This is a genomic window from Peribacillus suis, assembly GCF_059384845.1.
The window spans coordinates 3402029-3428961 of record NZ_CM182019.1; the positions used below are offsets into that span (position 1 = coordinate 3402029).

A 26933-nucleotide genomic window follows, 5' to 3' on the forward strand; every position below is an offset into this window, starting at 1 on the left:
TTAAATCAATTTTTAATAACTCTGAAGTCCGCCTTACCATCAATCGAGTAATTAACTATAAATTCCTTCGGACGCATATCATTGCCATGATAAATTATTTCAACATCAACAGTTACTTCTTTGGGAGGTATTTCCTTTAAAGCTGCAGCCCACATATCTTCAATCTTCTTATATTGCTTCAAATTAACATCAGATAATTGCGATACCAAATTATCAATTTTAGGTGACCCTCCAAACCTATCACCTGCCAAATGCCCTGCATGGTCTTGACCTTTTACTTTACCGGGTGTATTTTTGCTGTGTGACAATCTCTCTTTTCTCTCTGTTAATTGTAAATTTTCTGTTTCAAACTTTGAAATCCTTCCTACATTATCTGTTTCATAAAAGTAATCATACTCTCCTGTGTTATATCTAATATCAGGCTTTAACCTATTTTTTCTTCCGTTTGTAAAGTGTTGTCCTTTATCTACTAATGTTTTAACTTCACTTACTCCAGAACTACCTTTACTAGTTCCCTTACTACCTTCACCCTTCGCCGTTATCTTCTGCGCAAGATCCTTTATCGTCGTCTTATCAACCGAGATATTTTTGTAAGTATTTCCAGTTGTATCCGCGACTGTCCTAACCTTAACTCCAGTTGGCACTTCCACTTTCCCGATGGCCTTGCCCATATCCTTGATCGAGTCTTGGGCTTTCTGGACTTGATTTTGCACAAATTCCTTGCTGTAGGGGATGAACTTTGTCCCGTTTGCCATTTTGTCTGCGACCTTGGCTGCCCCGGCAACTCCGGCGATACCAAGGGCGTTCATCAGGCTGTTTTGACGCTGTTCATCAGTGAGTTCGTTTCCGAACATGTCCTTGCCGGTGACAGCTTCGCCGAGACCGTTGGCGGCGGTTAATCCATATAGACCGTATTCGGTTTGCTTGAGGACATCCAGCCCTTTACTAGATTTATAGGCGTCCAATGCATGGTCTGCAGCGTTGAGTCCCTTCACGGTTTTGTAGACGGCACTTCCACCCTTGATCGCACGCCCTGCCCAGCCGACGATGGGGATGAATCCGGCCGCGGCCATCGCGCCCGCGGCGATTCGTTCAGCTTCGGAAAGTTTACGGCCCGTTACGGGATCGACTCCCGTTGTCGCTCTTACTGAATCATAATACCCAGTGATTTCCCCTGTAAAGGTTTTTGTCGTGTCCCAGGCTTTTTCATACCATGGGCGGTTCTCGAGTTCTTCCATTTCCTGTTCGAGTTTCCGCGCTTCCTCTTCTTGCTTCTTGAAGTCCCGGTATCCTTGCATATTCTCGGCCACTTCATCCTTCACTTGATAAGCTTGGCTCGCTTGAAAGGCACTTTGGTTGAAGTTCATCGGGGAAACGGTACCATCCTGACTGGTGGCTTCAAGTAAGGCCTGGAAAAGGCTAATGGCTACACTTTCCTGGGCTTCGGTCACTTGGTATTCTTCTACTAATTTATTATCTACTTCGTGCACTTTCTTGATGGTATCGTTCTTTTCTTTTTCGGCCTTTTCCATTTTCTCATGGAAATCTTCTTGTTTGAACACCGTAAGCGGAAGGATATCATCAATGTTTTGAAAAATCTTCTGAAGATCGTTCGCCTGCTGGTTCACCATGGACTTGGCGTTAGAGAGACCGTGGGTCACTTCCCCCTCTAAAAACGGCACCTCGACCACGGTCTCACCGGATAGGTCGGCGTCTTCCAAGATGGCCGGAATGCCTTTTAGAAAGCTGATCTGTGTCGCGAATAGTTCGATCCAGGCATTGGCCACCTCTACTTGTGCTCGATAAAAGTTCTTGATGGCCGTCGCCCCGGCTCCCGCCAGCTCTTCATCCAAATCGACGATTCCCTGAAATTCCTTTTTCAGTGTCTCTACTTGCCCTTTCAGGTCTTCATATTGCTTGGCCCGTGACTTGACTGCTGACTTCAGAGGTTTGGCTTCGAAGATTGTCATAATGGCTGATACCCCTGTACAGTATGGGTGATGGCTTCATCCTGCTCTTTCAGTAAATCCACGTTGGCCCGGGTGTCTTCCAGATTCTTTTTGACGATCGTCAGGTATTGATTGAAGGTCTTTTCCAGATTGGTCTCCCGTTCTTCCCATTTCGATGTGAAGCTCAGATCGTTATTGCCGAGCTGATCGGCCGGCAGTGCTCCGATTGTCGTCCCATCCACGGCCGTTTTTACCTGGCTTACTTGTTTTGTCACGACTGCATGATTCAGTTTAATTGTCGTCATTTAAAACACCCACTTCTTTAAATCCGATACTTTACTTTCCACTTGGTCAAGGAATTCTTCCCCTTTACTCAACAGTTCGCTCGCTTCACGGGCAGCTTTTTCGGCGGCCGCCATCGCAGCTTTTTGAATCTCCAGGAAGGTGATTTTCTGTTCAATTTTCGCTTGATAGTCATCATACTCATCCTGAACGATTGTCAGCATGACCTTGTATGCACCACTTCTTGACTCGTTAAAATCCGTTGCACGATTACCAGTCCAACTTTTTCCTAACTCGGGTTTTTTTATTTCTTTGATTTCTATAAGACTTGCTTCCTGTTCATTGTTGATTTGTGTTTTCGCCTGCTTCAATCGGCTAATTTGCTCTTCCAAATTAGCTATTCCACTAGAAAATGCCGAGCTATAATCGCTTATTACATCTACAAGTCCCAACAGGATCACCTCATCATTCGTTAACGGCTTTACCATTTGTCATATTTTTCATATTTTCTTATTATAAGGAATATAGTCCGAGAGATAAATAGGGATAAGTATGCTATTTATAGCTCCCGTTAGGAAAATGGATGCACTCATTCCATTTCAAGTTCCAGTCTTTTTACCCTTATTTTACCAATATTAAACAATTAGAGTTTAAAAAAAGTAATGAAGAGCCTATGATCGCGATTTTTAACGGTTTTCCTTCTATTAATATGTAAAAAACGCTAGCCCTCTCGCATACTTGTCCAAACCAATATGCGCAATCCACATAGAATGATTATAACTACTTATATAGAAAGGAATGAAACAAATCATTGTTGGATAAAGATGCTCATGATTCTCCCACTGGCCCAAAAGGGAAAATAATAACTGGTCATACAAAGGAGTTTCAATCAGACACAATTGGTTTTCTTACACGGCTAGCTAAAGAATATGGGGACGTTGCAAAACTTCGGTTGGGGCCTTTCCAAAACGTTTACCTCATTTCAGATCCGGATTTAATTAAACAAATCCTTGTAACCAAACAAAAGTCGTTTTTGAAATCAAAAGACTTCGATAGCTTAAAGCCGCTCATTGGAGAAGGGCTCATTACGAGTGATAAAGATTTTCACATGCGCCAGAGAAGGCTTATTCAACCATCTTTCAAAAAGACCCATATTAGCAATTACGCACAAGATATGATTGATATAACCAAGGAATATATCTCAACCTGGAAAAACGGGGAAGAAAGAATAATCACCGAGGACACGATGAGCCTTGCTCTTGGTATAGTCAGCAAGACCATGTTCAGCACGGAACTCAAAGATGGATATAACCTGATTGGGGAGCCGATAGATGAAGTGATGAAGGTTGCTGTCAAAAGAATGAGGAATCTCTTTCAATTGCCTCTATGGATTCCAACAAAAAGCAACCGGGAATATAAAAAGGTGCTCGAACGACTGGATACCGTGATATATAGCATAATTGAAGGACGTAGAGAAGATGCAAAGAGTCATGAAGATATGTTGGGAATCCTGATGGAAGCCCGAGATGAAGTGGATGGTTTAGGGATGTCAGATCAGCAAGTACGCGATGAAGTAATGACGATCTTCCTTGCCGGTCACGATACGACCGCTACCTTACTTTCCTGGACATTCTACTTACTATCGCAGAATCCTGAAGTGGAAGCTAAGCTTTTCCATGAAATAGATACCGTAATCGGAAACCGCACCCCCACTCCTGATGATTTCATGAAATTATCCTACACGCAGAATATTGTCTGGGAATCGCTTCGCATCTATCCACCACTCTACGTCATATCACGGAAAGCTGCAGAAGATGTGTCCATCGGAAACTACCATTTCAAAAAAGGCGATATGTTTTTGTTAAGTTCCTATGTGATGCATCATAATCCAGAGTATTTCGATCAACCCGATTCTTTTATACCTGAGCGGTTTGAAAACAACTATTTGAAAACCATCCCTCCATTCGCTTACTTTCCATTTGGTGGTGGCCCGAGGGTGTGCATCGGCAATCACTTTGCTGTGATGGAAGCCGTGCTGGTCCTAGCCTCCATTGCCCAGCAATATCGAATCAAACTCGCACCTGACCATCATGAAGTAAAACCCCTGCCCTTGCTTACACTCAGACCAAAGAGTGGATTGAGGATGATCGTGGAGGAAAGAAATAATGGATAAGGAAAGGTCATGTCAACGACAGTTGGATACCATTGTCGGTGATATGACCTTTCGTTTGGACTGCTCCTTATATGAGGACACTTCTGGATTGTTCGTTTTTTGTCGAAAAATCGATATATTGCCGATATCCACAGATAAAAGTTCGGTTTGCGTAGATAAATCGTAGAAACCGAAGATAAAAGTCCGAGATGGGAAGATAAAACACATTATGGATCGAGCCGAATTGTGTGCGGAAGAATTTTTACATAAAACGAGGGCGGGAACTCATGTTAAGATCATCAATGAATGGAAAGAGGCTGTGACAAGATGTCACAGCCTCTTTCCATTCAAAAACTAAATTCCATTAGCTTTCTATGTTTTTCATTTAATCTGGTTACGGTATGTTCATAGTCTTTGATTTTTTTAGATAATGATATCTTACGCTCGTTAATCATTCGTTTTACTTCCGATGGGCTGGGCCCTCCTTGGATGTTGCGGATCTCGACAAAGTATTCTGGAGAGATAATTTTTTTCCACTCAGCATCTGTCAGTCTTACTCCAACGAATTCTTTAATAATTTGATTAATCTCGTCTACTTTCCAGTCATAGAGCTCTTTTTGCTCTGCAATAGTTACCTTGGCGATATGGCTGGCGATCGAATGGGCTTTTCTAAATGAAACTCCATATTCCCTGGAAAGTGTGTCCGCAAGCTCGGTGATTGTAATACTCGATTTAGCGGCCATTTTCTTGGTATATTCGTCATTCACTTTCAATGTTGTAATGACCGCATACATTAGCTTAAACACTCGATTTGCATTGGTGAACGAACGATACAAATGCGGTTGCAGATCATCCTCGGTATCCACAATATCACCAAACGGCGTATTATGAATCATGTTCATTGCGGCAAGGGCATCCCCGTATGCGGAGCTTGCAATGGAACGAGAATGTTCAATCGACACCGGATTACGTTTTTGCGGCATAATGCTGCTCACCTGCACATAAGGATCTGCCACATAAAAGGTGCCAAATTCTCTTGTAACATGCTGAAGGAAATCTTGAATCCAGCGGCCGGTATCAACCATACACGTCATCAAGGCAGTCGCTGTTTCAAGCAGATAATCGGCCCCCCCGATTGCATCATAGGAATTCTCAACAATTCTATCAAACCCAAGTAAATCACATGTTCGATCCCGGTTGATTGGAAAGCCAGTCGTCGTCAGAGCTGCAGCACCAAGTGGAGATTGATTAACATTTTCATAGGCAGACCAGAGACGGCGGATGTCACGCTGTAAAACATCATAAATAGCGAGAAAGTAATGACCAAGCGTTGTCGGCTGTGCCGGTTGCGTATGTGTGTAGCCTGTAATATACGTGGCGTTGTGCTTTTCTGCTTGTGCCAAAATAGCTTCGCTTAGAGAATAGGCACTGCCAAGCAGCTGTATGAAATGATTACGCAGCACAAGGCGGTACATCGCAACCCCCATATCATTCCGGCTCCTGGCAATATGAATTTTGCCCGCCAACTCTACACCAATTTCTTCACCAATCTTCGCTTCCATCATAAAAAACAAATCCTCAAACTGCGGTTCATAAAGCAGCATCCCTACATCCGTCTGTGCAACCTTATTAATTCCTTCCAACATCACTTTCGCTTCACCATCAGGAATGATCGCTTGTTCAGCAAGCATAATGACATGAGCCCGATGAATATCGAACATGACATGAAATAAGAAATCACGTTGATCATTAAAGACTGGCATGAGCAGTTCTTCGACATACGTTTTTCCAGGAAACGTCTGCCCTTCATTCTTTAAAAATTCATCTAGTTTATTCAATGTTTCAACCCCTTTATGTCAAAGATCGTTCAGCTTTCACTCCGAAGAATTTGTTTGAGATAAATAGGACGAGAGCAATTAAGGTAATTTGTATCATCCCATATGCAGCTGCCTGCCCCATATTAAACATCCGAAGTTGATTCATAATTTCAATTGAAATTGGCCGATTCGAGAGGGTATACAATAAGACAGACGTTGGAAACTCACCCACAGATTCAACAAAGGCAAGCAAAGTACCTGATAATACGCCAGGCATAATAATCGGCAGAATCACTTTTCTGAATGTATAAAACCATTTTGCACCAAGACTTCTCGATGCTTCCTCAATCGAATCATCCAACTGCTCAAGCACCGCATTTGTCGAACGAACAACGAGCGGAATATGACGAATAAAATAAGCCAGAGGCAGAATCCAAAACGTGCCGACCAAAATCTGGCCAAAACTGAAAATACTTTTTTCATTAAAGGCGAATACCAAGTTCATCCCGATAACCGTCGCAGGCAATGCCCAAGGTATCATTACCAAGATATCAATGAAGCTTTTCCCGACGAATTTCCGTTTCACCAGTACATACGAAGCAATCACACCAAAAACCAAATTTCCTGCAGTCGCAATCACCGCAAGCAGCAAGCTGTTCTTTAACGGCTTGAAGATATTCGGGTCCTCAAACAACAGACGGAAATTTTCAAAGTTAAAAGTTGACGGGTACGTTTGCCAGGTCCATGTACCATCAGGTACCAATGACAGTAGTAAAATCGTAAAATGCGGCAGCAACAAAATAATGACTCCAATCACTCCAACTGTAGCCATTACCCATTTCATCACCGGGTTTCTCACTTCACTGCGATGCGCCCCTATTCCTTTAGACGCCATTCGATAATCCTTACGATTTTGATACCAGCGCATCAAGAGTAAGAAACCAATCGAAACAACTGAGAGAATCACGGATTGAGTAGCGGCAATTTCCATATCCCCGTTAATTTTCGAGAAATAGATTTGTAAGCTCAATACACGGTACCCACCTGCAAGAAGAAAAGGTGCACTAAACGACGCCATGGAAATCATGAATACCAGTAGTGAGGCACCAACAATTGCCGGTGTCATTAAAGGAAAAGTCACCTTCCAGAATACCTTAATCTTACTTGCACCCAGATTAGATGCAGCCTCTTCGAGAGAAGGATCAATCTTATTAATGGCCGCTGAGACCATCATATAAAAATACACATACATCGTATAAGCATGAACAATCAAGATTCCCGAAACGCCGCCAATCTGGAACGGTACTTTTTCAAGTCCAAATAAATCTTTAACCAAATTGGGAATAAGACCTGATTCACCATATAAAAACATAAAGGCCATTACGCCGACAAGTGACGGCAGTACAATCGGCATAATGGCTGCAGTCGCAAACAGCCCCCTCCCAGGAAATTGATACCTATTAAAAATGATTGCCAGGGGAATTCCAATTAATCCACTAGCTAACACACTTAAGACGGATATATATACCGAGTTCCATAACGCTTCTAAATTTGTTTTGGATTCTTGGCTGAAGAAGTCCTGATAATTTCCTAGCGTCAGACCCCCATCACTTTGCAAACTTTCAAAAAAGGTCCGCAATGATGGATAAAGCACATATGCCACGAGTACCAGGACAACCGGAATCAAAAGCATAAACGTTAAACGATGCTCACGGTTTTTCATCATACGCCGTCACCACTCACAACCGGGAGTACCCGAATATGGGCTGGCGGCAGTTCAACCCACACATCATCCCCTACCTTAAAACCATTTGCACCCTGATTATTCAGCATATTTGCCTGCAGCAACAACTCATTCATCCGAACACTAACGTTAAACGTGGAACCAAAGAACTCAACCTTTTCAATACTTCCTTTAAAAACATTCTCACCGCCGATATCGCTTCTGTGAACAGTAATCGCTTCCGGACGGATTGAGGTTACAAGTCCACTATCGCCAACCTTGAAATTCCCCATCACGTTCAGTCGATTATTATGTACTACGAGTTTCATTTCATTAGAGGATTGAGTTAACCCCACACTCAGTTCTTCCTGATTCATTGCTTCAATCCGAGCCGGTAATAAATTACTTTCACCAATAAAGCTTGCAACAAAATCATTCACCGGCGCATTATAGATTTCGGATGGTGTTCCCACTTGATGGCAAACACCATAATTAAAAACCGCAATACGGTCACTCATCGACAGAGCCTCTGCTTGGTCATGTGTGACATAGATGGTCGTGATTTTATACTCACGCTGGAGTCTAAGAATCTCGCTTCTCATTTCATCGCGAAGTTTTGCATCAAGATTACTTAACGGTTCATCCAGCAAAAGTATTTCCGGTTCAATTACGAGGGCCCGTGCTAATGCTACACGCTGTTGCTGCCCACCGCTCAACTGACTCACTTGACGATCAGAATATTTGTCCAGCCTTACCTTCTGAAGAACATCCTGTACCCGCTTTTTCAATTCAGCTCCAGGTATTTTCCTTACCCTGAGCCCGAAAGCCGCATTTTCAAAGACCGTCATATGAGGAAAAAGGGCATAGTTTTGAAAAACCATGCCTGTATTTCGTTTCTCCGGAGGCACACGCGTCATATCCTTATCACCAAAGCGAACAACACCTTTCGTTGGATAATAGAATCCAGCAATCATCCGAAGCGTTGTCGTTTTACCACATCCGCTTGGGCCAAGAAACGTAAAAAACTCCCCGTCTTTGATTTCCAGATTTAATTGATCCACTGCAATGGTCTTGCCGAACGCCTTTTGGACATTTTCTATTTTTATCGACGCCATACCATTCCACTTCCTATTCTTTAATTTCTTTATCTCCACTCTTAATGTTTTCGTCCCAATATTTCATCCACTCGTCGCTTTTTTCCTGAAAGACCTTCCAGTCAATATCCATGCTTTTGATTTCCGTATCAGTAATCCACTTCGGAAGATCGGTTACATCACTTCTCGTTGGAATCCGGTAGAACTCTTCAGCTAGAATTTTTGCAGCCTCAGGTGAATTCACAAATTCATAAAATGCTTCAGCGGCTTTAGGATGAGGTGCATCTTTCACTACAGCAATTCCTTCTGTTAATACAGGCGTACCGCTTTCTGGAATCACAAAGTCAAACGGGTAGTTTTTATTTTCCATCAGCATGACAACATCTGGCATCGCCCAAACCGACAACGCACCTTCACCTTTGGCGACTTTGTTATACATCATTTCTGGATTGGCTGAATATTCCTTCGTATTTTTATCAAGCTTCGTTAACCATTCATATCCTTTTGTTGGATCATCACTATCTTTAAAATCACGGTAAATCATCGCCGAAAAAATGGTTCTCATTGTTCCAGAAGCAAGCGGGTAACGGATAATAATTTCATCCTTCCACTTTGGATCTAGTAGTTCATCCCAATCCTTTGGAACCTCCTCTACACTCAGTTCTTTGGTGTTGTACATGATTACTTCCGGTGTTTGACTAGTTCCTGACCAATTCCAGTCTGGATCGTAAAAGCTGTCATCCAGATTGGACGCATAACTTGGTTTATAAGGTGCTAATAACGTTTCATCCTTAGCTTGATCGAAGCTCGTTGATGGTGCCCCCCACCAGATATCAGCTTGGGGATTATTTTTCTCCGATCGTACCCGGTCGAGAATTTCCTGAGATCCCATATCGAGCCATTCTACATCTACCCCGCTGTATTTCTCTTCAAATTGTTTCTCGAATTTTGAAAGAATGTCCTTACCGTGCGGGGAATAGACAACGATTTTCTCCTCTAGCTTATCTTTTTTGTCTTCTGTTTTTCCCACTGTTTTTTCATCTGAATTACAGGCACCAAGCACCATTACAGCTGACAATGTCATAGCCGTCAATATCGATTTCTTTTTCATGTTCATCAATAAAAATCCCCCTCATATTGATAATGTAGTATACTGTCATGCTCATGCAAAAATAGTGAAACGGCTCCTAAGACGCCCGCATTTCCCCCCAGTTGTGAAGTTTTCAATGTGACTGTGCTTGGCAAATAATGCGTGATCATGCTTCGCAGCTTCGGCAAGATATAATCTGCGGATTTAAAAACACCACCTCCCAAAATGATCACTTCTGGATTGAGCAAGCTCGCTGCATTGATAATTCCATAAGTCAGATGCTCAATTACTTCTTCGATGACGGCTTGAGCCAGCTTGTCGCCATTTTTCGCTAATGAAAAAGCCTCCTCCCCTGTAAGTTCTTCATTCTGAGCTTGTTCGTAAAGAGGATGGTCGGGTTGTTTCTGAATAGCCTCTGTTAGGTTAAGGCCAATCGATTTCCCGCCAGCCACACTTTCTAAGTATCCATAACGTTGGAAAATGGGTCTAAATGAAGATTTCATATCATTTTTATTCGTCACCATATACCCAATCTCACCAGCCGCACTAGTTGCGCCACGGTACAGCTGATTATTAATAATAATGCCACTGCCAATTCCAGTTCCAACGGCAATAAATAAAACATTCTTCTTATTTTTTGCATTCCCAAGCCACTGCTCACCTAGTGCTGCCGCATTCACATCATTATCAATGTATATTGGAAAAGAAAAATAACGCTTTGCTTCTGTAAGAAAGGGATATTGAACCCAGTTCAAGCTCGGCGCATCAATGATGAGACCGCTCTTTGATTCAGTAATCCCTGGTATACCAACACCCATTCCAAGAATCTCATGCTTTTTAATATTGCTTCTCTGGATCATCTGTTCAATCTCAGAAGCAAGCTGACTGAGTATGCCCGAGTGTAAATAGCGGCTCGTCTTAAACTCACTTTCAGCGATAATCGCCCCTCTTAAATCACATAAAATCGTCTTAACCTTTGTCCCGCCAATATCTGCACCGAGGATATACCATGCTTTTGCATTGAAATACAGCTGTATCGGTTTTCGTCCTCCTTGTGAAGTAGACTCACCGTTTCCTTTCTCGATAACCCACTTTTCAGAGATCAGCTCATCAACCAGCAAAGATGCGGTAGGTTTTGATATCTGAACCTTTACTGCGATTTCTGCTCGTGAGATTGCTTCATGATCGTGGATACATTGAAGGACTCTCTTCTTATTCATCAATTTAAGATTCATAGGTGTTTTATTACTCCTCATCACATCACGGCCTTTAATTTGGTTAGTAAAATTTACTAATTAACTACAATATAAAATAGGTTCCAAAAAATTACAACTAATATTTTAAATATTCTAACTACTTTTAATTTATGCATAAGATATTCCGTTTATTTCATCCGTTACTCATTTACAATATTATCCTTATGTGGTATTAAATTAAATAAGGGGTTATCTTTCGTTAGTTAGGAAGATTTACTAACCTGCTTAATATCAGCAACTTAAGGAGGAGGAAAAATCGGTAGTTAGAAAATTTTTAAAAAATGATTAACAATTGAAAGGGGTGCACGAATGAAGAAGGTTTTCTTGATTATGTTCTCGATTTTGTTGGTTGTTACAATGGCTCCTATTTCCAGTCAGGCGAAGACTGACACACATGATGTTGATTTATGGAATGTTGTTAAACCGTTAGAAACGACGGTTACTTTTTTAAATTCCGGGGCTCATCCAGATGATGAAAGAAGCGATTTCCTAGCCTACCTCTCACGTGGTCTTGGGGTAAAGACATCAAGTTTAATCGCTAACCGTGGGGAAGGTGGACAAAATGAAATCGGCGATGAATTAAACGATGCCCTTGGAATCATCCGCACTCGTGAAATGATTGAAGCAGCGAAGATTAATGGCGTGAAAGCATACCACCTAAGCGAAACTACCTCTGATCCTATCTTCGACTTCGGCTTTTCCAAAACTCCCGAAGAAACGCTGGCTAACTGGGGAGAAGAACTGACCTATGAACGATTGATTGCGTTTATCCGCACCTACCAACCCGATATCGTGATGCCTTCCTTCCGCGATGTTGACACACAGCATGGACACCATCGTACGATGGCCATTCTAACTGAACGTGCCTATAAGGATGCAGCTGATCCTAAGGTTTTTCCTGAACAATTGAAAAAAGGCTTATCTGTTTGGCAAATCAAAAAGCTATATCTACCGGCTGAATCGGCTGCAACCGCCACAACTTCTATTGAAATCGGAATGTTTGATCCAATCTACAACATGACGTACCCACAGCTTGGCGAACAATCACGCTATCTTCATAAAAGTCAGGGGATGGGCTCAGATATCCCGGCCGCTCCTAGGCAAACCCACCTTGAATTAATCCATAGCATAGTCAAAGCAAAGAACAACAATGACCTTTTTGCAGGCGTCCCTTATAACCTGACTGAATGGGCTCAAACGCTGCCTTACAGTGAATACTCAGTCAGAGCCAAGTTAAAATCATTGCAAAAAGAGCTGGATGGCATCGTTGCCGCCTACCCAAATTCCAACAGTGTCTATACAAAATCACAGAAAGCATTAAAAAATCTTACTACTTTAACTAAACTTACTAAAAAATCAAAACTCTCTAAATCCGTAAAGGCAGATTTGCTTCATAAGCTTTCCACAAAAGAAGAACAGCTTCAGCAAGTTAGCTTTGTATCCTCGGGACTTGAAGTAACAGCAAAAGCAGCAGCAAACGTTTGGACCAAAGGGGAAAAAACAACGGTTACGGTCAGCATGAAAAACACTGGCAAACAAACATTGAAAAAGGCGCAAGCCACACTAAAAATCCCAAATGGTTGGAAAGCGACTACCAAAACAAAGCCAACTAATTTAAAGCCAGGCAAATCCTTAGTTTATACGTATACACTGCAAATCCCAGCTAAGGCCAAAGATTATCACGCCTACGATGCTCCTGCGGTCACAGCTTCCATCAGTTATGAATCTGGCAGCACAAAAACCGTTCATATCGAAGAACTTGCAGGCACAACTGCAGTGCTTCCGGATGTTAGCTTGACTCTGTCTCCTGAAGATATTACCGTCAACACAGCAGATGTTCAAAAAGAAATCCCAGTCACACTAAAGGTAAAGAACTATAAACAAGGCAAAACGAAAGCATCAGTTAACTTAAAGGTGCCATCAGGCTGGAGTGTGACTCCGAAAAAGGCAGATGTTTCCTTCACAAAACATGCTGAAGAAAAAAGCGTGAAGTTCAAGCTCGTGCCCCCTTCTGATATTAAAGAAGGCAGCAAGAAAATTTCAGCAGAAGCCCACGTCAATGGAAAAGCATTCAGCTCGACTATTCAAGAAATACACTATGACCATATCGGTACCTTTTATTATCAATACCCGGCACAAGTTAACACCGTAGCGTTTGAGTTATTAAAGCCTGACAATCTAAAAATCGGCTACATTAGCAGCGGATTTGATAAAGTTGATGAGTACCTGACTAATGCAGGTCTTGACATTACAAACCTAAGCGAACGTGATCTCGCAACCGGCGATTTGAGTAAATACGATACGATTGTAACGGGAATTCGCGCCTATCTATCTAGACCTGATTTGAAGTCGAATAATAATCGCCTCATGAAGTATGTAGAAGACGGAGGGCATCTAGTTGTCCAATACCATAAGCCTTCTGACGGCTGGGATGCTAAGACTACCGCACCTTATGAACTTAAACTTGGTGATGTATCGATTAAATGGCGCGTAACCGATGAAAAGGCGAAAGTTACTGTTTTGAAGCCCGACTCTCCGTTGTTCAACTATCCGAACAAAATTACCGACAGCGACTGGGATAACTGGGTTCAGGAACGCGGCCTCTACTACCCAATGAAATGGGACGAACGCTTCGAAACCTTTGTCAGCATGGCTGACCCTAACGAAGCTCCATTTGATGGCGGTATCCTAATGACCAAACACGGAAAAGGTACCTATCTTTATACCAATTTAGTCTTCTACCGCCAAATCCAAAACCAAGTCCCAGGAGGATACCGAATCTTCACGAACCTACTCAGCTACGACGTCAATAAATAAACCAAAGACGACAGACTCCTCATAGGGGAAACTGTCGTCTTTTTTAGTGTTGAAGAACCAGCAGGGGTGTGAAAATACTTCACGTATTAGATCCGAGTGAAGTTTCCAATACCTTTCCATAAGGTCTTTTACCTGTTTACCATTCTCTTTAGACGTCAGCATTTCCAGCAATAGAAAAGAAACATCAAACCGTACCATAATAAGTGGGCATGAAAAAGGCGCTCCCCATAGGAACCGCCCCTCATCGATACTATTGCATTATTTAAAGCTGCGTTTCAGGAATGCTTTCGTCCGGTCATGCTGTGGGTTCGTCAAGACGTCGTCCGGGTAGCCGGATTCGATGATTTCCCCATTGTCCATGAAGATGACCCGATTGGCCACTTCTTTGGCGAATTCCATTTCATGTGTGACGACGACCATCGTCATGTGCTCTTCAGCCAGGTCCTTCATTACTTTCAACACTTCGCCTGTCAATTCAGGATCCAAGGCGGAAGTCGGTTCGTCGAACAGCAGGATTTCAGGGTTCATCATCAGAGCCCGGGCGATCGCCACCCTTTGTTTTTGGCCGCCGGATAGCTGGGCCGGAAGTGCCGACGAACGGTTGGAGAGCCCGACCTTTTCCAATAGCTCCGTGCTTCGTTTCTGGATGACGTCATAGGATTCCTTTTTGGCCATCTTTGGCGCGATTTCAAGATTTTCTTTGACCGTTAAGTGCGGGAACAGGTTGAAATGCTGGAACACCATCCCCATTTTTGAGGTGATTTGCTTGAGTTCTTTCGGATTCGAGTAAACCCCATCCTTCACCATATATTCCCCGGCGACAGCGATGCTGCCACCATTTATTTCTTCAAGATGGACGAGGCTGCGGAGCATCGTGCTTTTCCCGGATCCCGAGGGACCGATCACGGCGACGACATCGTTCTTATTCACATCCAATGTAATCCGTTTTAGTACATCTAGCTTGCCATATGACTTTTTGAGGTTGGACACTTCAAGGATAGCCACATTCACCACTCCTTCTATTCGATTTTGTATCGTTTTTCGAGCCATTTAAAGAACATCGTTAATACGAGTGTGATCAACAGATAAATGATTCCTGCCAAGAAGAACGGAACGATCGTAAAGTCACGGTTCACCGCAGTCTGGGCAAAGTGTAACAATTCCGGTACAGCCACGGCATAGAGCAACGCGGTATCTTTGACCAGTGTCACCGATTCATTCGACACCGCAGGAAGTGCGACACGGAACATTTGCGGCAGGATGATTTTTCTCATCGTTTGCCACCTGTTCAAACCGAGCACTTGAGCCGCTTCGTACTGACCTTTCTCAACAGCCAACAGACCGCCGCGGAAGATTTCGGCATAATACGCTGCGTAGTTCAGGATGAAGCCTAAACAAGCAGCGACGAAACGATCCAATACCATGTATTCGCCAATCACGGGAATCATCGGCAATCCGAAGCAGATGAATAACAATTGTAGCAATAGCGGCGTACCGCGCATCAAGTATATGTACGCCTCAGCAAGCCAGGCGACAGGCTTGAATTTACTCCTGACAAGCAGGGTTAGCAGGAAGCCCAGTGGAATGGAAACGACAATGGCAATCAAAAACAAGAGGACCGTTATTTGGGCCCCTTCCAGCATGGGCTTCAGAATAGAAGTAAGATAATCTATGGACATGAATCGATTCCCCCAAAAACAAAACAGGGTTCCCAAAAGGAAATCCTGTTTGCCTAATATTTGTTCGTTCTTATTTTAATACCTTATTTTCGCCAAACCATTTCTCAGAGATTTTAGCGGCTGTGCCATCTTCATTCATTTCATCCAGTGCTTTTTGAAGGTCTTTCAGAAGATCTTCCTTACCTTTTTTCACGCCTACTCCATATTGCTCCGGAGAAAGTGATTCATCCAGCACCTTGAATGTAGCTTCTTCTTTGGACATATAATAATCAATGACCACTTCATCGATGACGACGGCATCCAAGCGGCCAGCCTTCAGGTCACTTAGGGCCAAAACGTTATCGGAGTATTCCGTGATCGTCTTGACCTCGGATTTAATCGGATTAGCATTCAATGCATCTGATGCGGAAGAAAGCGATTGAAGACCGACCACTTTCCCTTTTAAATCATCAAGTTTAGTCAACTTGGAATCCTCAAGAGTCACGACCACCTGTGCATTTTCCAAATAAGGTTTTGTGAAAAGGACCTTTTCCTTACGCTCATCCGTAATGGTATACCCGTTCCAGATAAGGTCGATACGTCCACTACTTAACTCGGATTCTTTCGTTTTCCAGTCAATTGGTTGAAATTCAGCTTCTACACCCATTTTTTCAGTGGCTGCTTTGGCATAATCGATGTCAAAACCGGTAATTTCATTATCCTCATCACGGAATCCCATCGGGGCAAATTTATCATCAATTCCAATCACTAGCTTGTCTTCTTTTTCCTCGGAATTGGAGGAACAGGCTGCAAGAAGTGAAAACATTGCGATTATCGTTACTATAAAGATACTTGAACGTTTCATTTCAGAAAAACCACCTTTGGCTGATTGTTGTTTTCTACGCTTTAGTTTACTAATGTACTAAAGTTAACATACCCTAAAACTGATTGTCAACGGAATTTTTTAGGATGTTAGTCCCTCCTCGAAACCAAGACCATTCCCCCACTCCTGCCTGATTTCTCTGTATCTTCACGTTCAAAATCTTAAACTTCTTGCAAAAAGTATGGAAAAACGGCAACAAGAGTTTTACTATTATTCTTGGGTATATATTCAATACCTATTTTGATTGAGCTAGATAGGAGAAGAGTGAGCATGAACAGACGCGAAATAATCGTGAAAGAGTTTAAAAACAAGCCGTATAATAAGCAGTATCTCCTTTCTTTCCTAGAATCGTTGGGTTACAAAGACATAGAGGTTACGTTGACGGATGATAAGAAGTATTTGAGATACTATATGAAAGAATCGGAAGAGGCCAGAACTTTATTCATCAAGTGTGACCCGGCTGGAACAATCAACCAGATATCTTTATATAAAGGAAATCTTAAACAGTTTAAATCCGCTCCACTCGGCTATGGGTTATTATTACTCGCCATTGTCGTTGTGGCTATCGGCACATGGCTCTTAATGACGAGATTTTAACCATAAAAAAGGCAGGCACCGATTCAGGAGCCTGCCTTTCTTTTGCATCAATCCACATCCCGGCCGCGAGAGCTGACCCAGATTTCATACCATTGCTGCCTGTCGAGCTTAAGCGATAGGCTATTCACCGCTGATTGAATGCGTTCAATCCGTCCGGATCCCACGATTGGCATGATGCCAGCCGGATGCTCCATCAGCCACGCATACATGACTTCATCTATATCGTTCGCCCCGATCTCAGCCGCGGTTTTCTTCAGCGCGTCTCGCACCCTGATTGCCTTTTCCGTTTCACTGGTGAAGATAAGTCCCTGATTGAGCGGCGACCAGGCCATTGGCGGCATCCTCTTCTCGATGCACTGGTCCAGTACGCCATTCTCGAAGTTGTCTCGGTACATGACGGAAAGCTCTACCTGGTTCGTCACAAGCGGCATGTCCAAGGATGCCTGAAGCATGTTCACCTGTGATGGAAGATAGTTGGATACGCCAAAATGCCTGACTTTCCCTTGATTTTTCAAAAGTGTAAAGGCTTCCGCCACTTCATCGGGATCAAGGAGCACATCCGGGCGGTGCAACAACAGGACATCAATATAGTCCGTGTTCAGTTCCTTTAAGGATCGCTCGGCCGACTCGATGATATGCTCCTTGCTTGAATCATAGTGATTGAGCGAGAAGCCATTTTTTCCATTGGCAAGCTTAATGCCGCACTTCGTCACGATTTCGATTCGGTCCCGAAGGTCGGGTTTTGCCTGCAGCACCTTGCCGAAAAGCCCTTCGCATGTGTAATCACCGTAAATATTCGCGTTATCGAATGTAGTGATGCCCAACTCGAGACATTGCTCGGTCAGAGTTAAGAATTCCTGTGTGGACTTATTCCAGTCCGCCGCCCTCCAGTGCCCGTGGACAATCCTTGAAAAAGACAAACCTTCTTGCAGTGTAACTCGTTCCATAACCGACACCTCTCCCTATTTATTAGCCTTTCACCACTCCGGCCGTCATGCCGGCGATGAAGTACTTTTGCAAAAATACATAGATCATGACCATTGGCGTTTTTGGTGATTTTACCTTTTGCCTTCCATTCAACATTAACTCTTAAGTATTTTTCTTGCAATTCCATGCCTTTCCATCGGGCCGGATAGTTGGATTAGGATTCCTGAATAAAGGGTAATTTCATGGTAAGGTTTACGTAAAGAACATCAATAATCATGAAAAGAGGGATGACGCTGAAATATCTAATCGTACTAACCTTTATGATGGTGATGATGACTGCTTGCGGAAATGAAGAGAAAGAGGCGGTACAAAAACAAAATCCTGAACAAACGGTAGATGTTGAAACAGATAAGAGCCAGACGAAAGATCCAAATACTGAAACAGACAAAGAGCAAACCGATGAGTTAGATACAGAAACAAAAGAAGCGGATAAACCGAATACGAATGTAGCAAGTGACAGCAAAGCTAAAAAAGCAGATTTCCAAAGCATCATTCCAAGTGACTGGGGCATTAAGCTACCAACAGATTTCCCTGCGACCAAAGGAAAACATGTAACGGCTATCGCGTCTTCCACACAGAATAAAGCGACTTTTACATTTTATAACACAGACAAACAACTAGAGATCAACGATCCAAAGATAAAAGAAACGGGTCAATTAGTTGGCAAGTTGGTCATGACTCGATATGAAACGGAAAAAGCAGCAAGTGAGGAAATCGATCAAACCGTTTTCACAGATGGTGAAGCTGTTGATTTAGGGCATGGTATAACGGGGTATCAAGATGCAGGAGCAGGCTCATTATATACAAGTTGGAATGAAGGACGCTGGGCCATTATAGCCCGTTCCACAACGGAAAAGTCGGAAGAAAGCGTAGCGACAGCGAAGGAAACGGTCGAATTTTTGGAAACGCATATGATGCCAGTTCCTAAGAAGTATGGGCAATTGCATGTCGATGCAAACGATACAGGAAGCCTTGCATCATGGCAAAAACAAAAGTTTGTTTATACGCTAACAGATTTTCGTGACAACACGCTTAATTGGCTGGTTACCTTTAAATAAACACACTTCTATTGAACTATAGAAGGCCGCCAATTGGCGGCCTTCTTTGTACGAGACTAAATATAATTTAAAAAGCTGCGGTCCAGCCTGCATCTGCGGTTATGACTGTTCCATTTACGAAGCTTGAGTCGTCCGAACCCAGGAATAGGGCCACTTTCGCAATTTCTTCGGATTGGCCTGCACGGGGGATGACGGATTGCGGGATCTTCGTACGGCTTGAACCAAATTCATTCAGATTTTTCATACCGGCCGTAATATTGGTCATAACGGCTCCGGGTGCGATCGCATTACAGCGAATCCCTTTATTGGCATACATAAAGCCTGTATTTTTTGTGAATCCGACCACCGCGTGCTTTGAAGCCGTATATGCAGCTCCGGCATGCGCTCCATTCAGTCCACCTGTAGAAGCCGTATTGACGATGACACCTTGTCCTTTTTCCAAGAAGATCGGCAAGGCCTTACGGGTGGCACGCATGACCCCTTTTGTGTTGATGTTAAAGATTCGATCCCACTTATCATCATCGATATCACCCGCTGGTTCGAAGCCATCCATGATTCCTGCGTTATTGACCAGGATATCTAATGTGCCATATTCAGATACGGCCGTATCGATCATATGATCAATATCCGCTTGTTCCCCAACATTTACTTTTATCGCTTTAGCCGTTCCGCCATTACTTCCGATGGCATCTGCGACCTTTTTCGCACCATCCATATCAAGGTCTGCGAGAATGACTTTGGCGCCTTCTTTAGCATACAACTCCGCAATTGCTTTCCCCATACCCGATGCTGCACCTGTTACCACGGCTACTTTATCTTGAAGTTTCATATCTATACCTCCTATTAAGTATTCGTTTCACATAAATATCGGAAACGTTTTTCAACCAACAAATGAATGCGTTCATAGCTTTTCCAACCCTCATACTTTTCATGTACTGTACCTCTGGGTAACCAACGAACAATTTTCTCCTATGTAAAAAAGGGGAACCGTCTCCAGTTCCCCAAAAGAATAGAACCTTATTTCTCAGGCATGATTATGCGAGCTGTTCAATCACGATGGATGCACTTAGGACAGCTGCAGATCCTGGACCGCTTATTGTATTGTTCAGTGTAGTACCCCCGTCAATATTACGTAAAGTAAGAACGGTACCAGCAGCTAATGGCACGATAACTTGTCCGCTATATGTTTGGTTACCAGATCCACTGCCATAATTGGAACCAGCTATTTGATCATCTCCAGCGAATAAAGCGAATGCTGACGTACCTTGTTGTGGATTTACTTCATACGTGATGAGGTACGTGCCTGTTTGCGAAATCGTAATCTCTGCGCTCCCCGGAGCATGAACGACAAACCCTGGAGGTACGATGCTTCCGTTTGTATTAAACGTGACTGATTCACCTTCATCAAGAGTTTGAGCTGTTGTGTCATAGATAAAAGCGAAGCCAGGTATTGTTCCCGTTGCTCCTGTTGCTCCTGTTGCTCCTGACGCTCCTGTTGCTCCTGTTGCTCCTGTTGCTCCTGTTGCTCCTGACGCTCCTGTTGCTCCTGTTGCTCCTGACGCTCCTGTTGCTCCTGACGCTCCTGTTGCTCCTGTTGCTCCTGACGCTCCTGTTGCTCCTGTTGCTCCTGTTGCTCCTGACGCTCCTGTTGCTCCTGTTGCTCCTGTTCCTCCACCTGTTGGCCCTGTTGGCCCTGTTGCTCCCGTCGCTCCTGTTGCCCCTACCCCTCCAGAAACACTAACTTTTACATTTTGTTTGATAATTTGTGAGCTTCCTTCACACCGACATTTTTTGTGCCCACAGTCCTTGCACGTTTTTGATTTGCAACGACAAAACCTATGGCCACATTTACTACATTTACTCAATCTCTTCACTCCTTTAATCGTTTCTCACTATCTTATGAGTGAAGTAATCTATTGGATTGGACAAACTTTCTATCTCTTCGTAATAAAGAAAACCCCTCTTTTTGAAAAAAGTAGGGGTTGAGTTAGATCCAAGCTACCCATGCAAACTTCCTTTTAGCCAAGGGCGCCCTCGATGCGGTCCGATTGGGATTTGGATGAGCGTCGTTTTTTCATGCAGTCCTTTTTTATAAATATCGTCACATACGTTCACATCGAACCCAAGCAAAGTATGACCTCCCATATCCAAGGCTGTCGCTACTAGAAGCAAGCGTTGGACGAGCATTCCCGCTTCCATCTGTTGGATGCGGTATCCCCTATAGCCTAGTTCCCTTTTGCGGTGATCCCGATTTCCTGCCACATGCAGGCAGATGGGGACTTGGAGTAAATTTACATTATCCAGTGACATGGCGTATTGCAACCGAATTCGCTGATCACCTTGTTGCACAAGCCGTAATGTATGACTCTCTCTATCATAAACATAAGCGCCATCTGAAATATCTTCCACTTGATTCAAACAAGCATAGATGGAGACGCCGTGTTCTTGCTTCACATCCACATCATTGGTATACGAAAAAGATGCCGACGCCTCTTGCAACAGCGTAGCGAGCTGAACCTTGCTCACCTTCCCTAAAACGAAATCCATCTCCGGAGAAAACCGCTTATGGCAAACAGTAGCCAGGTCGTACGATAGCCGCTCCACTGCCGGCAAATCTATACTCCCCATCCCTTTTCCACTTCTCGCTTCCTTTGCTTCGATTCCCTGAAAGGAACGGGTCGTGTTAATCATGGATGCCTCGTTCATTTGAATCAACATCGGGTACTCAATGATTTTCTGTGACCGTTCGTAGTGGGTATGTGATAGTGCAGGCAGCTCTTTACATAATTCAACCGCCGTGACAGCACGCTTTATTTCCTTTTCAAATGCCACTCCTTTTGTAGCTTCCACAGATAAAAGAATGACGGCATACGTGCTTTCTTCTTGTTCAGATAATCCAAGCAAGTGATTGATCGCCCGGTCCAGGAATTGAAAGGACACGCCAGTCGAGAAGCCGAACTTCTTCGCCACCTCCAATAATTGGCCCATCAGGACACCTGCATCCAATCCTTGCAGGCGATAGGAAAAATCGTGGTACTTATAGAAGTTCTTCCAAAACATCGTCGACACGAAGACCGTCCCAAAGCACGTCGTCATATCGCAACGGCCACCAAGGGCCTGGTCCAGATAGTCATCAAAATTACCTTCCCGCACTAATGCCAAACGATGGTGTGCCACATCATAATGGTACACGCCATCAGGCAACTCCTCGATTTTCAGGTAGATGTACAGTTCGTTTGGATACAATGCTCCTCCTGAAGGGGCAAAACGGCGGAACGACTGCATGAAGTCCATCTGTTCCGGGTCGTTCATGAACTGGCTCACTTGAGCAAGGCCGAATACATACCAAAGAAAGTGACCGATCCCCTTGAAATCAGGCTGGGATGATGGTTGGCAAGCTTCCAATGTCAGCGGCACTTCCGGTGAAAAAGGGAACACAGGCAAGTCGCGGTACAGTTTATAGGAAAGTGGCGCATCCTCCCAATCCACTTCCCAGTCAGGCGGTCTGACCTTCGCTGTGTCAAACTGAAGATTATGCAAAAATTGATCTAGGTTCATCCCCTGCCTCCTTACCACCGCTTATGGAAATGGATGCGGATCTTGATTAAGCTGTTCGATTGTCAGCGGCTGCTTCGCATATCCCAGTTCCACGGGGACCTGCAAAACCCTATCGAGTCCTGTAACGCGGGTCAGATGATGACCGAATGTCATCGGCAGCATGCCCGGTATCAGCACTTTCACGCAATGTAACCCGTTCTTTTTCAGTTCCGGCGTCGTTTGATCCACGACAAGCACATCAAGGCCATGCTGTTGCAACTGTAAAAGCACATCCTGTAGGTCATCCATTAAATCGGCATGCTTCTCCCCGGCCAAGAATTCCTCGTCGAATGTACGCAACGGCCGTCGATCATCCAGCAAAAAGTGCAACCGTCCTTCCGCTTGCCGTAACCCAAACAGCATGCCATGGTCATCCATCTGCTGGACGAGGTAAGGGTCAGCGAGCATCTTCTCATACTCTTCCTGATTGGCCTCGAATTTATCGTCAAGGGTCAGCATCATGCCCGCCAACTCATGAATCGCACTTTTCGCCGCCCGGACCGGATCCAAATGGGCACCACCCGCACAAATGAGGTTCAATCCTTTTCCTTTCCTGTTTTTCGCCATCGCCCAGACACTTGGGATGCCATGTTCCATCGTCGCGTTATACAAATGGATGTCATATCCCGCCGCTGCACGTGCCCGGTCCATCATCAATGCCAGTTCTTCGTCATTCGCCGAATACGGGTCAAGGCGGGGAAGCGGGAGCTTGGCGTACCAGGTCAATAGAAAGGAATCGCGTTCCACCACTTCGAAAATCCCGTACAATATCGCCTCTTCCAAACTGCCTCCTAACGCGCAGCCATTGGACGTTTCATAAACAAACCCCTCCCCACAGCCCAAGCTATAATAAGCCACCAGCTCTGGAACCAAAATGGGACGCTCCTGTAAAAAAGAATAGCTCCAAACCCAGTTGATTGTGGCATCCGGATGAAAACGCTTGAAAGGAAAACCAGGCATTTCATACATTTCATCGGTGTGGACGCCAAGCTTTCTGGGATCCAGGGCCTCATCTTTCAGATTATTGTAGCTGTCATGGACAACGGTCCGCTTTCCCCGGGGTTCAAGGCCACAGTACCGCTCCAATCCTTCCAAAATCGCCGTCATCTCGCTAACCGCGTAGGAATTCGTCCGCCCCGCCGTCCCTTCATCCCCCATGAACAAGGGAAGATTCACACTGACATCGGCAAATGGCGGCACAAGATCGACCATCTTATTATTCAGAAAGCCCATCCGGGGATCGAGATAATCCTTGGCCAGCACCTGACTCAGCTCAGTCATTGAACGGGTTCGGTAGCCATTGGGGTCCACCTTTGGACTTGGTTGTAACGAAATACGGGCTGCCCTTGAAGTATCATCGGGAATGGGACTACAGACCGGGCAGACTGGATCCGCTAAAAAAGGATGCCAGGAAATATTCAGGGTCTTCATGTTGATCAAGGCTACCGCATATTCCGATTGGGCCCCAGTCCCTTCCGTCACCCCCTGCACCTCTTCTCCAATCAGGTAAGCCATTTGTAACAGTCCCATGCGTGATGCCGCAGGGTCTTCTTGCTTCCCCCCATTCTCCCGCAATTGCTTTTGGATGGCCCACATTTCTTTCCGGTCGCGCCCTGCCATGAGATGCCGTAAATCCGCGCATTGCGAGCACCCTTCCTTCTCCATCCGCACTAGTGGCCCAACCATCCCTTCACCAAATGACACAAAGCCCCGTAACCATGGAATGTCGAGGACTTCCTCCGCCTTTAGGTGGGCAGAAGGATCCCAGGCATCCTGCAGCACGAGAGCCAGTTCAGCCGTTTCGGGTATCTCTGTCAAAAAGTCGACCTGGTGAATGATTTCGTATTGGACTGACAATATTCCGTACACCAGGTCCGCCAACACTCCTTCTCCGACCATCAAGATGACAGGCTTCACCTTGATCCCTCCTCTCGCAGCAACACACCAAATACCCCTGCCAGCTCCTCTTTCAAAACAGGTTCCAGTTCCAGTTCGAAGGCCAATAGCCGCTTTTTGTTCCAATCCAGCACTTGCATGGCCTCCTTCAGCACCTCGGATTCCCTTGATTCTTCATACGACGCAATCCTAAGTGTCAACGGTGTCCTTTTTTCCATAAACACGGATGATGCTCTCAACCCCTGTTTCTTGTAGCCCCCCTTTTCGTTCTGAATGGCCATGAGAGCCTGCTGTAGGGCATTCCGTAAAGCCTGCGTACTATTCAGCCCTACACATCCGTACCACTCATCCCCCGTACCGACCCATACGACAGGGAAACCGAACACTTCCTCCCCTAACGCAATCTCGGGGTCACCTGCCATTCTCGTCAACGCCTGCAAGTAATACCGGCAGCGCTCATCGTCTATGACCTCCAACTGAATTCGACCACAGGCGTGCTTTTCGTTGCTTCGCTTGGTTAATTCCTCATCCAAACACTTGTACAACCCCCGGCACATACACTCCGCGAACGTCTCTCCCGTACCAACTCCGACGAATCCTTCTACACCTACTCCATCCCATTGAGGTAAAGTCGGACCAAGATGGCTGACCGTTTCCGAGGCATACACTTCGACTCCCGTTAAGCCCGCTTCCCTCCTCGCTTCTTCATGCAACAATTCCGAGCAAATGATCGCTGGCAACAACTCAGCTGGACCCATAGACATCGGATCAACCACTTGGACACGGCATTGAGCTAACGGCAGTTGCTTCAGCTCTCCTTCTTCCCAGCTATGGAAGATGCCCGATTGGCTGGAAGTCATTCGGCTGAAGGACATAAACAACTTACCCCGTTCGCATTGGCTTGATTGCTGGTTCAGTCTCAAGTCGAAATCCGTCACCCATCTTGCAGCCGCCGTGCCCGTAACAAATGGATGGGGCAAAAAGGTGTGCCAGCTCCCTTCCAAGGTTTCCATATCAAGCAGGTAAAATTGATTGCTCTGATCCGATTCACTCACTCCCGTACTTCTTTTGAATAACTCGAACGCCAATACATTTGCGAGGAGCGCACCCGCCGTGGAGGAAAAAGAGGTAACCTCTTGATCAGTAATCAGGGAAGACTGATGTAAACGGCGCCAGGCAGACTCCCAGCAAGAAAGCGATTCCCCGTTCACCATCGGACCGGCAAGACCGATTTGGTTCAGGCTCAGTGCAGGGAAAAACATCTTCTCTTCTTGCCTGCAGGCCGCGTGCAGCGCCCGCAGTTCCTCCACCTCTCCCTCTTGTGCCACGGACACGATATAATCATATGGCCGGATTATTTCCTGCCAAGCTCTTTCTCCTTCCTGATTCCGGAAAACCTCCTCCACCGCCACATCCTCATCCGTTTGACGGAAATGGGCAACAAGTTCCTTCAATCGATTTCTATTCGTCGATTCCGAATCCTTTATATGAATATGAAAAGCAGGCAATCCAGATTCAAGCAACGCGGATACCAGTGATACGAAAAACGGACCTGAGCCAATCGCCAATACTTTCAGCTGACGATAATCCTGAAAACGACGGGCTCCTGAATCGCCGACACTATCCAAAAATGCAATCTGGGACGCATACTTATCCACAATCCGATCCGTCAATTGGTGTGGGGCATCTTGACTGACATCCCGAACGAACCCGTTCTTGTACAGAACTTCGGCAATCTCCATAACCCGATTCCGGTATGGGCCAGGCAATCCATCCGTCAACTCACTCAATGCATGTTCCCCGTTAAACATGGGGATCAACTGATCAATCCATTGAACGATGGTACGACCTTCCATACGGAATGAACTTACATTATTCCGAAAATACACTCCCCCATTTGGTTCAGGGAGATAAAACGTATCCCTATTCACTTTCAGACGCATAGAAGGGGTCAAATTCTTCATCTCGAACCTCCTAACCAACAAGCTTTACTTAGCTATCCCTCTAATCGTATGTATGACAATTTGTCTCTTATGTCTAATTCCATGGAGAAAAGCCCCTGCAGGCATTCTGCAGG

General features: G+C 44.7%; 21 protein-coding genes. 4 read left to right on the forward strand and 17 right to left on the reverse strand.

All coding sequences use genetic code 11. The features are described 5' to 3' along the window. Positions 1 to 5 precede the first annotated feature (5 nt). Genes AC503W_RS16615 through AC503W_RS16625 form a run of 3 tightly spaced genes read right to left on the reverse strand, consistent with a single transcriptional unit; the run spans position 6 to position 2719 of the window. Positions 6 to 1970, reverse strand: coding sequence for a T7SS effector LXG polymorphic toxin (locus tag AC503W_RS16615; RefSeq protein WP_494915050.1), 1965 nt, complete (start codon positions 1968 to 1970; stop codon positions 6 to 8). Then, on the reverse strand, positions 1967 to 2254 hold the full coding sequence (locus AC503W_RS16620) for a YwqI/YxiC family protein (RefSeq protein ID WP_427687572.1): 288 nt from the start codon (positions 2252 to 2254) through the stop codon (positions 1967 to 1969). Before AC503W_RS16620 ends, AC503W_RS16615 begins: the two co-directional genes overlap by 4 nt. Then, positions 2255 to 2719, reverse strand: a complete 465-nt coding sequence (locus AC503W_RS16625; RefSeq protein ID WP_494915052.1) for a YwqH-like family protein — start codon at positions 2717 to 2719, stop codon at positions 2255 to 2257. Positions 2720 to 3042: 323 nt separating this feature from the next. Between AC503W_RS16625 and AC503W_RS16630 the strand changes: the two genes are divergently transcribed. Then, entirely contained in the window at positions 3043 to 4404 is a 1362-nt protein-coding gene (locus AC503W_RS16630; protein WP_403122569.1) for a cytochrome P450, read from the forward strand. A gap of 326 nt (positions 4405 to 4730) precedes the next feature. Here the strand turns inward: AC503W_RS16630 and argH are convergent, their stop codons facing one another. Genes argH through AC503W_RS16655 form a run of 5 tightly spaced genes read right to left on the reverse strand, consistent with a single transcriptional unit; the run spans position 4731 to position 11363 of the window. Further along, positions 4731 to 6221 (reverse strand): argininosuccinate lyase, encoded by a 1491-nt coding sequence (argH, locus tag AC503W_RS16635; protein ID WP_494915055.1) that lies wholly within the window; start codon positions 6219 to 6221, stop codon positions 4731 to 4733. Between the two features lie 13 nt (positions 6222 to 6234). Beyond that, entirely contained in the window at positions 6235 to 7926 is a 1692-nt protein-coding gene (locus AC503W_RS16640; protein WP_494915056.1) for an ABC transporter permease, read from the reverse strand. After that, positions 7923 to 9038: an ABC transporter ATP-binding protein gene (locus AC503W_RS16645; protein WP_494915057.1), complete on the reverse strand. Its 1116-nt coding sequence runs from the start codon at positions 9036 to 9038 to the stop codon at positions 7923 to 7925. The genes AC503W_RS16640 and AC503W_RS16645 overlap by 4 nt, the downstream gene beginning before the upstream one ends. Before the next feature lie 13 nt (positions 9039 to 9051). Then, positions 9052 to 10134 carry an extracellular solute-binding protein gene (locus AC503W_RS16650; protein ID WP_402874303.1) on the reverse strand — a complete coding sequence of 361 codons (1083 nt, stop codon included), beginning with the start codon at positions 10132 to 10134 and terminating at the stop codon, positions 9052 to 9054. Continuing rightward, complete coding sequence (locus AC503W_RS16655; RefSeq protein ID WP_494915059.1) at positions 10134 to 11363, reverse strand: ROK family transcriptional regulator; 1230 nt, start codon at positions 11361 to 11363, stop codon at positions 10134 to 10136. The genes AC503W_RS16650 and AC503W_RS16655 overlap by 1 nt, the downstream gene beginning before the upstream one ends. 309 nt (positions 11364 to 11672) lie before the next feature. Between AC503W_RS16655 and AC503W_RS16660 the strand changes: the two genes are divergently transcribed. Then, positions 11673 to 14180 (forward strand): NEW3 domain-containing protein, encoded by a 2508-nt coding sequence (locus AC503W_RS16660; RefSeq protein ID WP_494915061.1) that lies wholly within the window; start codon positions 11673 to 11675, stop codon positions 14178 to 14180. Positions 14181 to 14438: 258 nt separating this feature from the next. Here the strand turns inward: AC503W_RS16660 and AC503W_RS16665 are convergent, their stop codons facing one another. The 3 genes from AC503W_RS16665 to AC503W_RS16675 all read right to left on the reverse strand — a co-directional run bounded on the left by AC503W_RS16665 (position 14439) and on the right by AC503W_RS16675 (position 16703). Next, entirely contained in the window at positions 14439 to 15185 is a 747-nt protein-coding gene (locus AC503W_RS16665; RefSeq protein ID WP_494917391.1) for an amino acid ABC transporter ATP-binding protein, read from the reverse strand. A gap of 14 nt (positions 15186 to 15199) precedes the next feature. Beyond that, positions 15200 to 15859 carry an amino acid ABC transporter permease gene (locus AC503W_RS16670; protein ID WP_494915063.1) on the reverse strand — a complete coding sequence of 220 codons (660 nt, stop codon included), beginning with the start codon at positions 15857 to 15859 and terminating at the stop codon, positions 15200 to 15202. A 70-nt stretch (positions 15860 to 15929) separates the two neighbouring features. Continuing rightward, positions 15930 to 16703, reverse strand: a complete 774-nt coding sequence (locus tag AC503W_RS16675) for an amino acid ABC transporter substrate-binding protein (protein WP_494915067.1) — start codon at positions 16701 to 16703, stop codon at positions 15930 to 15932. A 288-nt stretch (positions 16704 to 16991) separates the two neighbouring features. Here AC503W_RS16675 and AC503W_RS16680 point away from each other — a divergent pair, with 288 nt between their 5' ends. Further along, positions 16992 to 17318 carry a hypothetical protein gene (locus AC503W_RS16680; protein ID WP_494915071.1) on the forward strand — a complete coding sequence of 109 codons (327 nt, stop codon included), beginning with the start codon at positions 16992 to 16994 and terminating at the stop codon, positions 17316 to 17318. 47 nt (positions 17319 to 17365) lie between these two features. Here the strand turns inward: AC503W_RS16680 and AC503W_RS16685 are convergent, their stop codons facing one another. Beyond that, on the reverse strand, positions 17366 to 18265 hold the full coding sequence (locus AC503W_RS16685; RefSeq protein ID WP_494915073.1) for an aldo/keto reductase: 900 nt from the start codon (positions 18263 to 18265) through the stop codon (positions 17366 to 17368). Between the two features lie 267 nt (positions 18266 to 18532). Between AC503W_RS16685 and AC503W_RS16690 the strand changes: the two genes are divergently transcribed. Then, complete coding sequence (locus tag AC503W_RS16690; RefSeq protein WP_494915075.1) at positions 18533 to 19363, forward strand: hypothetical protein; 831 nt, start codon at positions 18533 to 18535, stop codon at positions 19361 to 19363. Between the two features lie 67 nt (positions 19364 to 19430). On the opposite strand, the gene AC503W_RS16695 is transcribed toward AC503W_RS16690, so the two are convergent. The 5 genes from AC503W_RS16695 to AC503W_RS16715 all read right to left on the reverse strand — a co-directional run bounded on the left by AC503W_RS16695 (position 19431) and on the right by AC503W_RS16715 (position 26820). Beyond that, entirely contained in the window at positions 19431 to 20192 is a 762-nt protein-coding gene (locus AC503W_RS16695; protein ID WP_494915077.1) for an SDR family oxidoreductase, read from the reverse strand. A 205-nt stretch (positions 20193 to 20397) separates the two neighbouring features. Beyond that, the gene (locus tag AC503W_RS16700) at positions 20398 to 21228 is read right to left on the reverse strand and encodes a BclA C-terminal domain-containing protein (RefSeq protein ID WP_494915079.1); all 831 of its coding nucleotides are present in this window, start codon (positions 21226 to 21228) and stop codon (positions 20398 to 20400) included. Positions 21229 to 21361: 133 nt separating this feature from the next. After that, complete coding sequence (locus AC503W_RS16705) at positions 21362 to 22921, reverse strand: SagB family peptide dehydrogenase (RefSeq protein WP_494915081.1); 1560 nt, start codon at positions 22919 to 22921, stop codon at positions 21362 to 21364. 21 nt (positions 22922 to 22942) lie between these two features. After that, entirely contained in the window at positions 22943 to 24877 is a 1935-nt protein-coding gene (locus AC503W_RS16710) for a TOMM precursor leader peptide-binding protein (protein WP_494915083.1), read from the reverse strand. After that, entirely contained in the window at positions 24874 to 26820 is a 1947-nt protein-coding gene (locus AC503W_RS16715) for a putative thiazole-containing bacteriocin maturation protein (RefSeq protein ID WP_494915085.1), read from the reverse strand. The genes AC503W_RS16710 and AC503W_RS16715 overlap by 4 nt, the downstream gene beginning before the upstream one ends. Positions 26821 to 26933 lie beyond the last annotated feature (113 nt).

Bases quoted from the DNA above. Each gene is read 5' to 3' on its own strand.
- AC503W_RS16615 (WP_494915050.1), bottom strand. From the start codon at position 1,970: ATGACAATCTTCGAAGCCAAACCTCTGAAGTCAGCAGTCAAGTCACGG.
- AC503W_RS16620 (WP_427687572.1), bottom strand. From the start codon at position 2,254: ATGACGACAATTAAACTGAATCATGCAGTCGTGACAAAACAAGTAAGC.
- AC503W_RS16625 (WP_494915052.1), bottom strand. From the start codon at position 2,719: ATGGTAAAGCCGTTAACGAATGATGAGGTGATCCTGTTGGGACTTGTA.
- AC503W_RS16640 (WP_494915056.1), bottom strand. From the start codon at position 7,926: ATGATGAAAAACCGTGAGCATCGTTTAACGTTTATGCTTTTGATTCCG.
- AC503W_RS16645 (WP_494915057.1), bottom strand. From the start codon at position 9,038: ATGGCGTCGATAAAAATAGAAAATGTCCAAAAGGCGTTCGGCAAGACC.
- AC503W_RS16650 (WP_402874303.1), bottom strand. From the start codon at position 10,134: ATGAACATGAAAAAGAAATCGATATTGACGGCTATGACATTGTCAGCT.
- AC503W_RS16655 (WP_494915059.1), bottom strand. From the start codon at position 11,363: ATGAGGAGTAATAAAACACCTATGAATCTTAAATTGATGAATAAGAAG.
- AC503W_RS16660 (WP_494915061.1), top strand. From the start codon at position 11,673: ATGAAGAAGGTTTTCTTGATTATGTTCTCGATTTTGTTGGTTGTTACA.
- AC503W_RS16670 (WP_494915063.1), bottom strand. From the start codon at position 15,859: ATGTCCATAGATTATCTTACTTCTATTCTGAAGCCCATGCTGGAAGGG.
- AC503W_RS16675 (WP_494915067.1), bottom strand. From the start codon at position 16,703: ATGAAACGTTCAAGTATCTTTATAGTAACGATAATCGCAATGTTTTCA.
- AC503W_RS16680 (WP_494915071.1), top strand. From the start codon at position 16,992: ATGAACAGACGCGAAATAATCGTGAAAGAGTTTAAAAACAAGCCGTAT.
- AC503W_RS16685 (WP_494915073.1), bottom strand. From the start codon at position 18,265: ATGGAACGAGTTACACTGCAAGAAGGTTTGTCTTTTTCAAGGATTGTC.
- AC503W_RS16690 (WP_494915075.1), top strand. From the start codon at position 18,533: ATGACGCTGAAATATCTAATCGTACTAACCTTTATGATGGTGATGATG.
- AC503W_RS16695 (WP_494915077.1), bottom strand. From the start codon at position 20,192: ATGAAACTTCAAGATAAAGTAGCCGTGGTAACAGGTGCAGCATCGGGT.
- AC503W_RS16705 (WP_494915081.1), bottom strand. From the start codon at position 22,921: ATGAACCTAGATCAATTTTTGCATAATCTTCAGTTTGACACAGCGAAG.
- AC503W_RS16715 (WP_494915085.1), bottom strand. From the start codon at position 26,820: ATGAAGAATTTGACCCCTTCTATGCGTCTGAAAGTGAATAGGGATACG.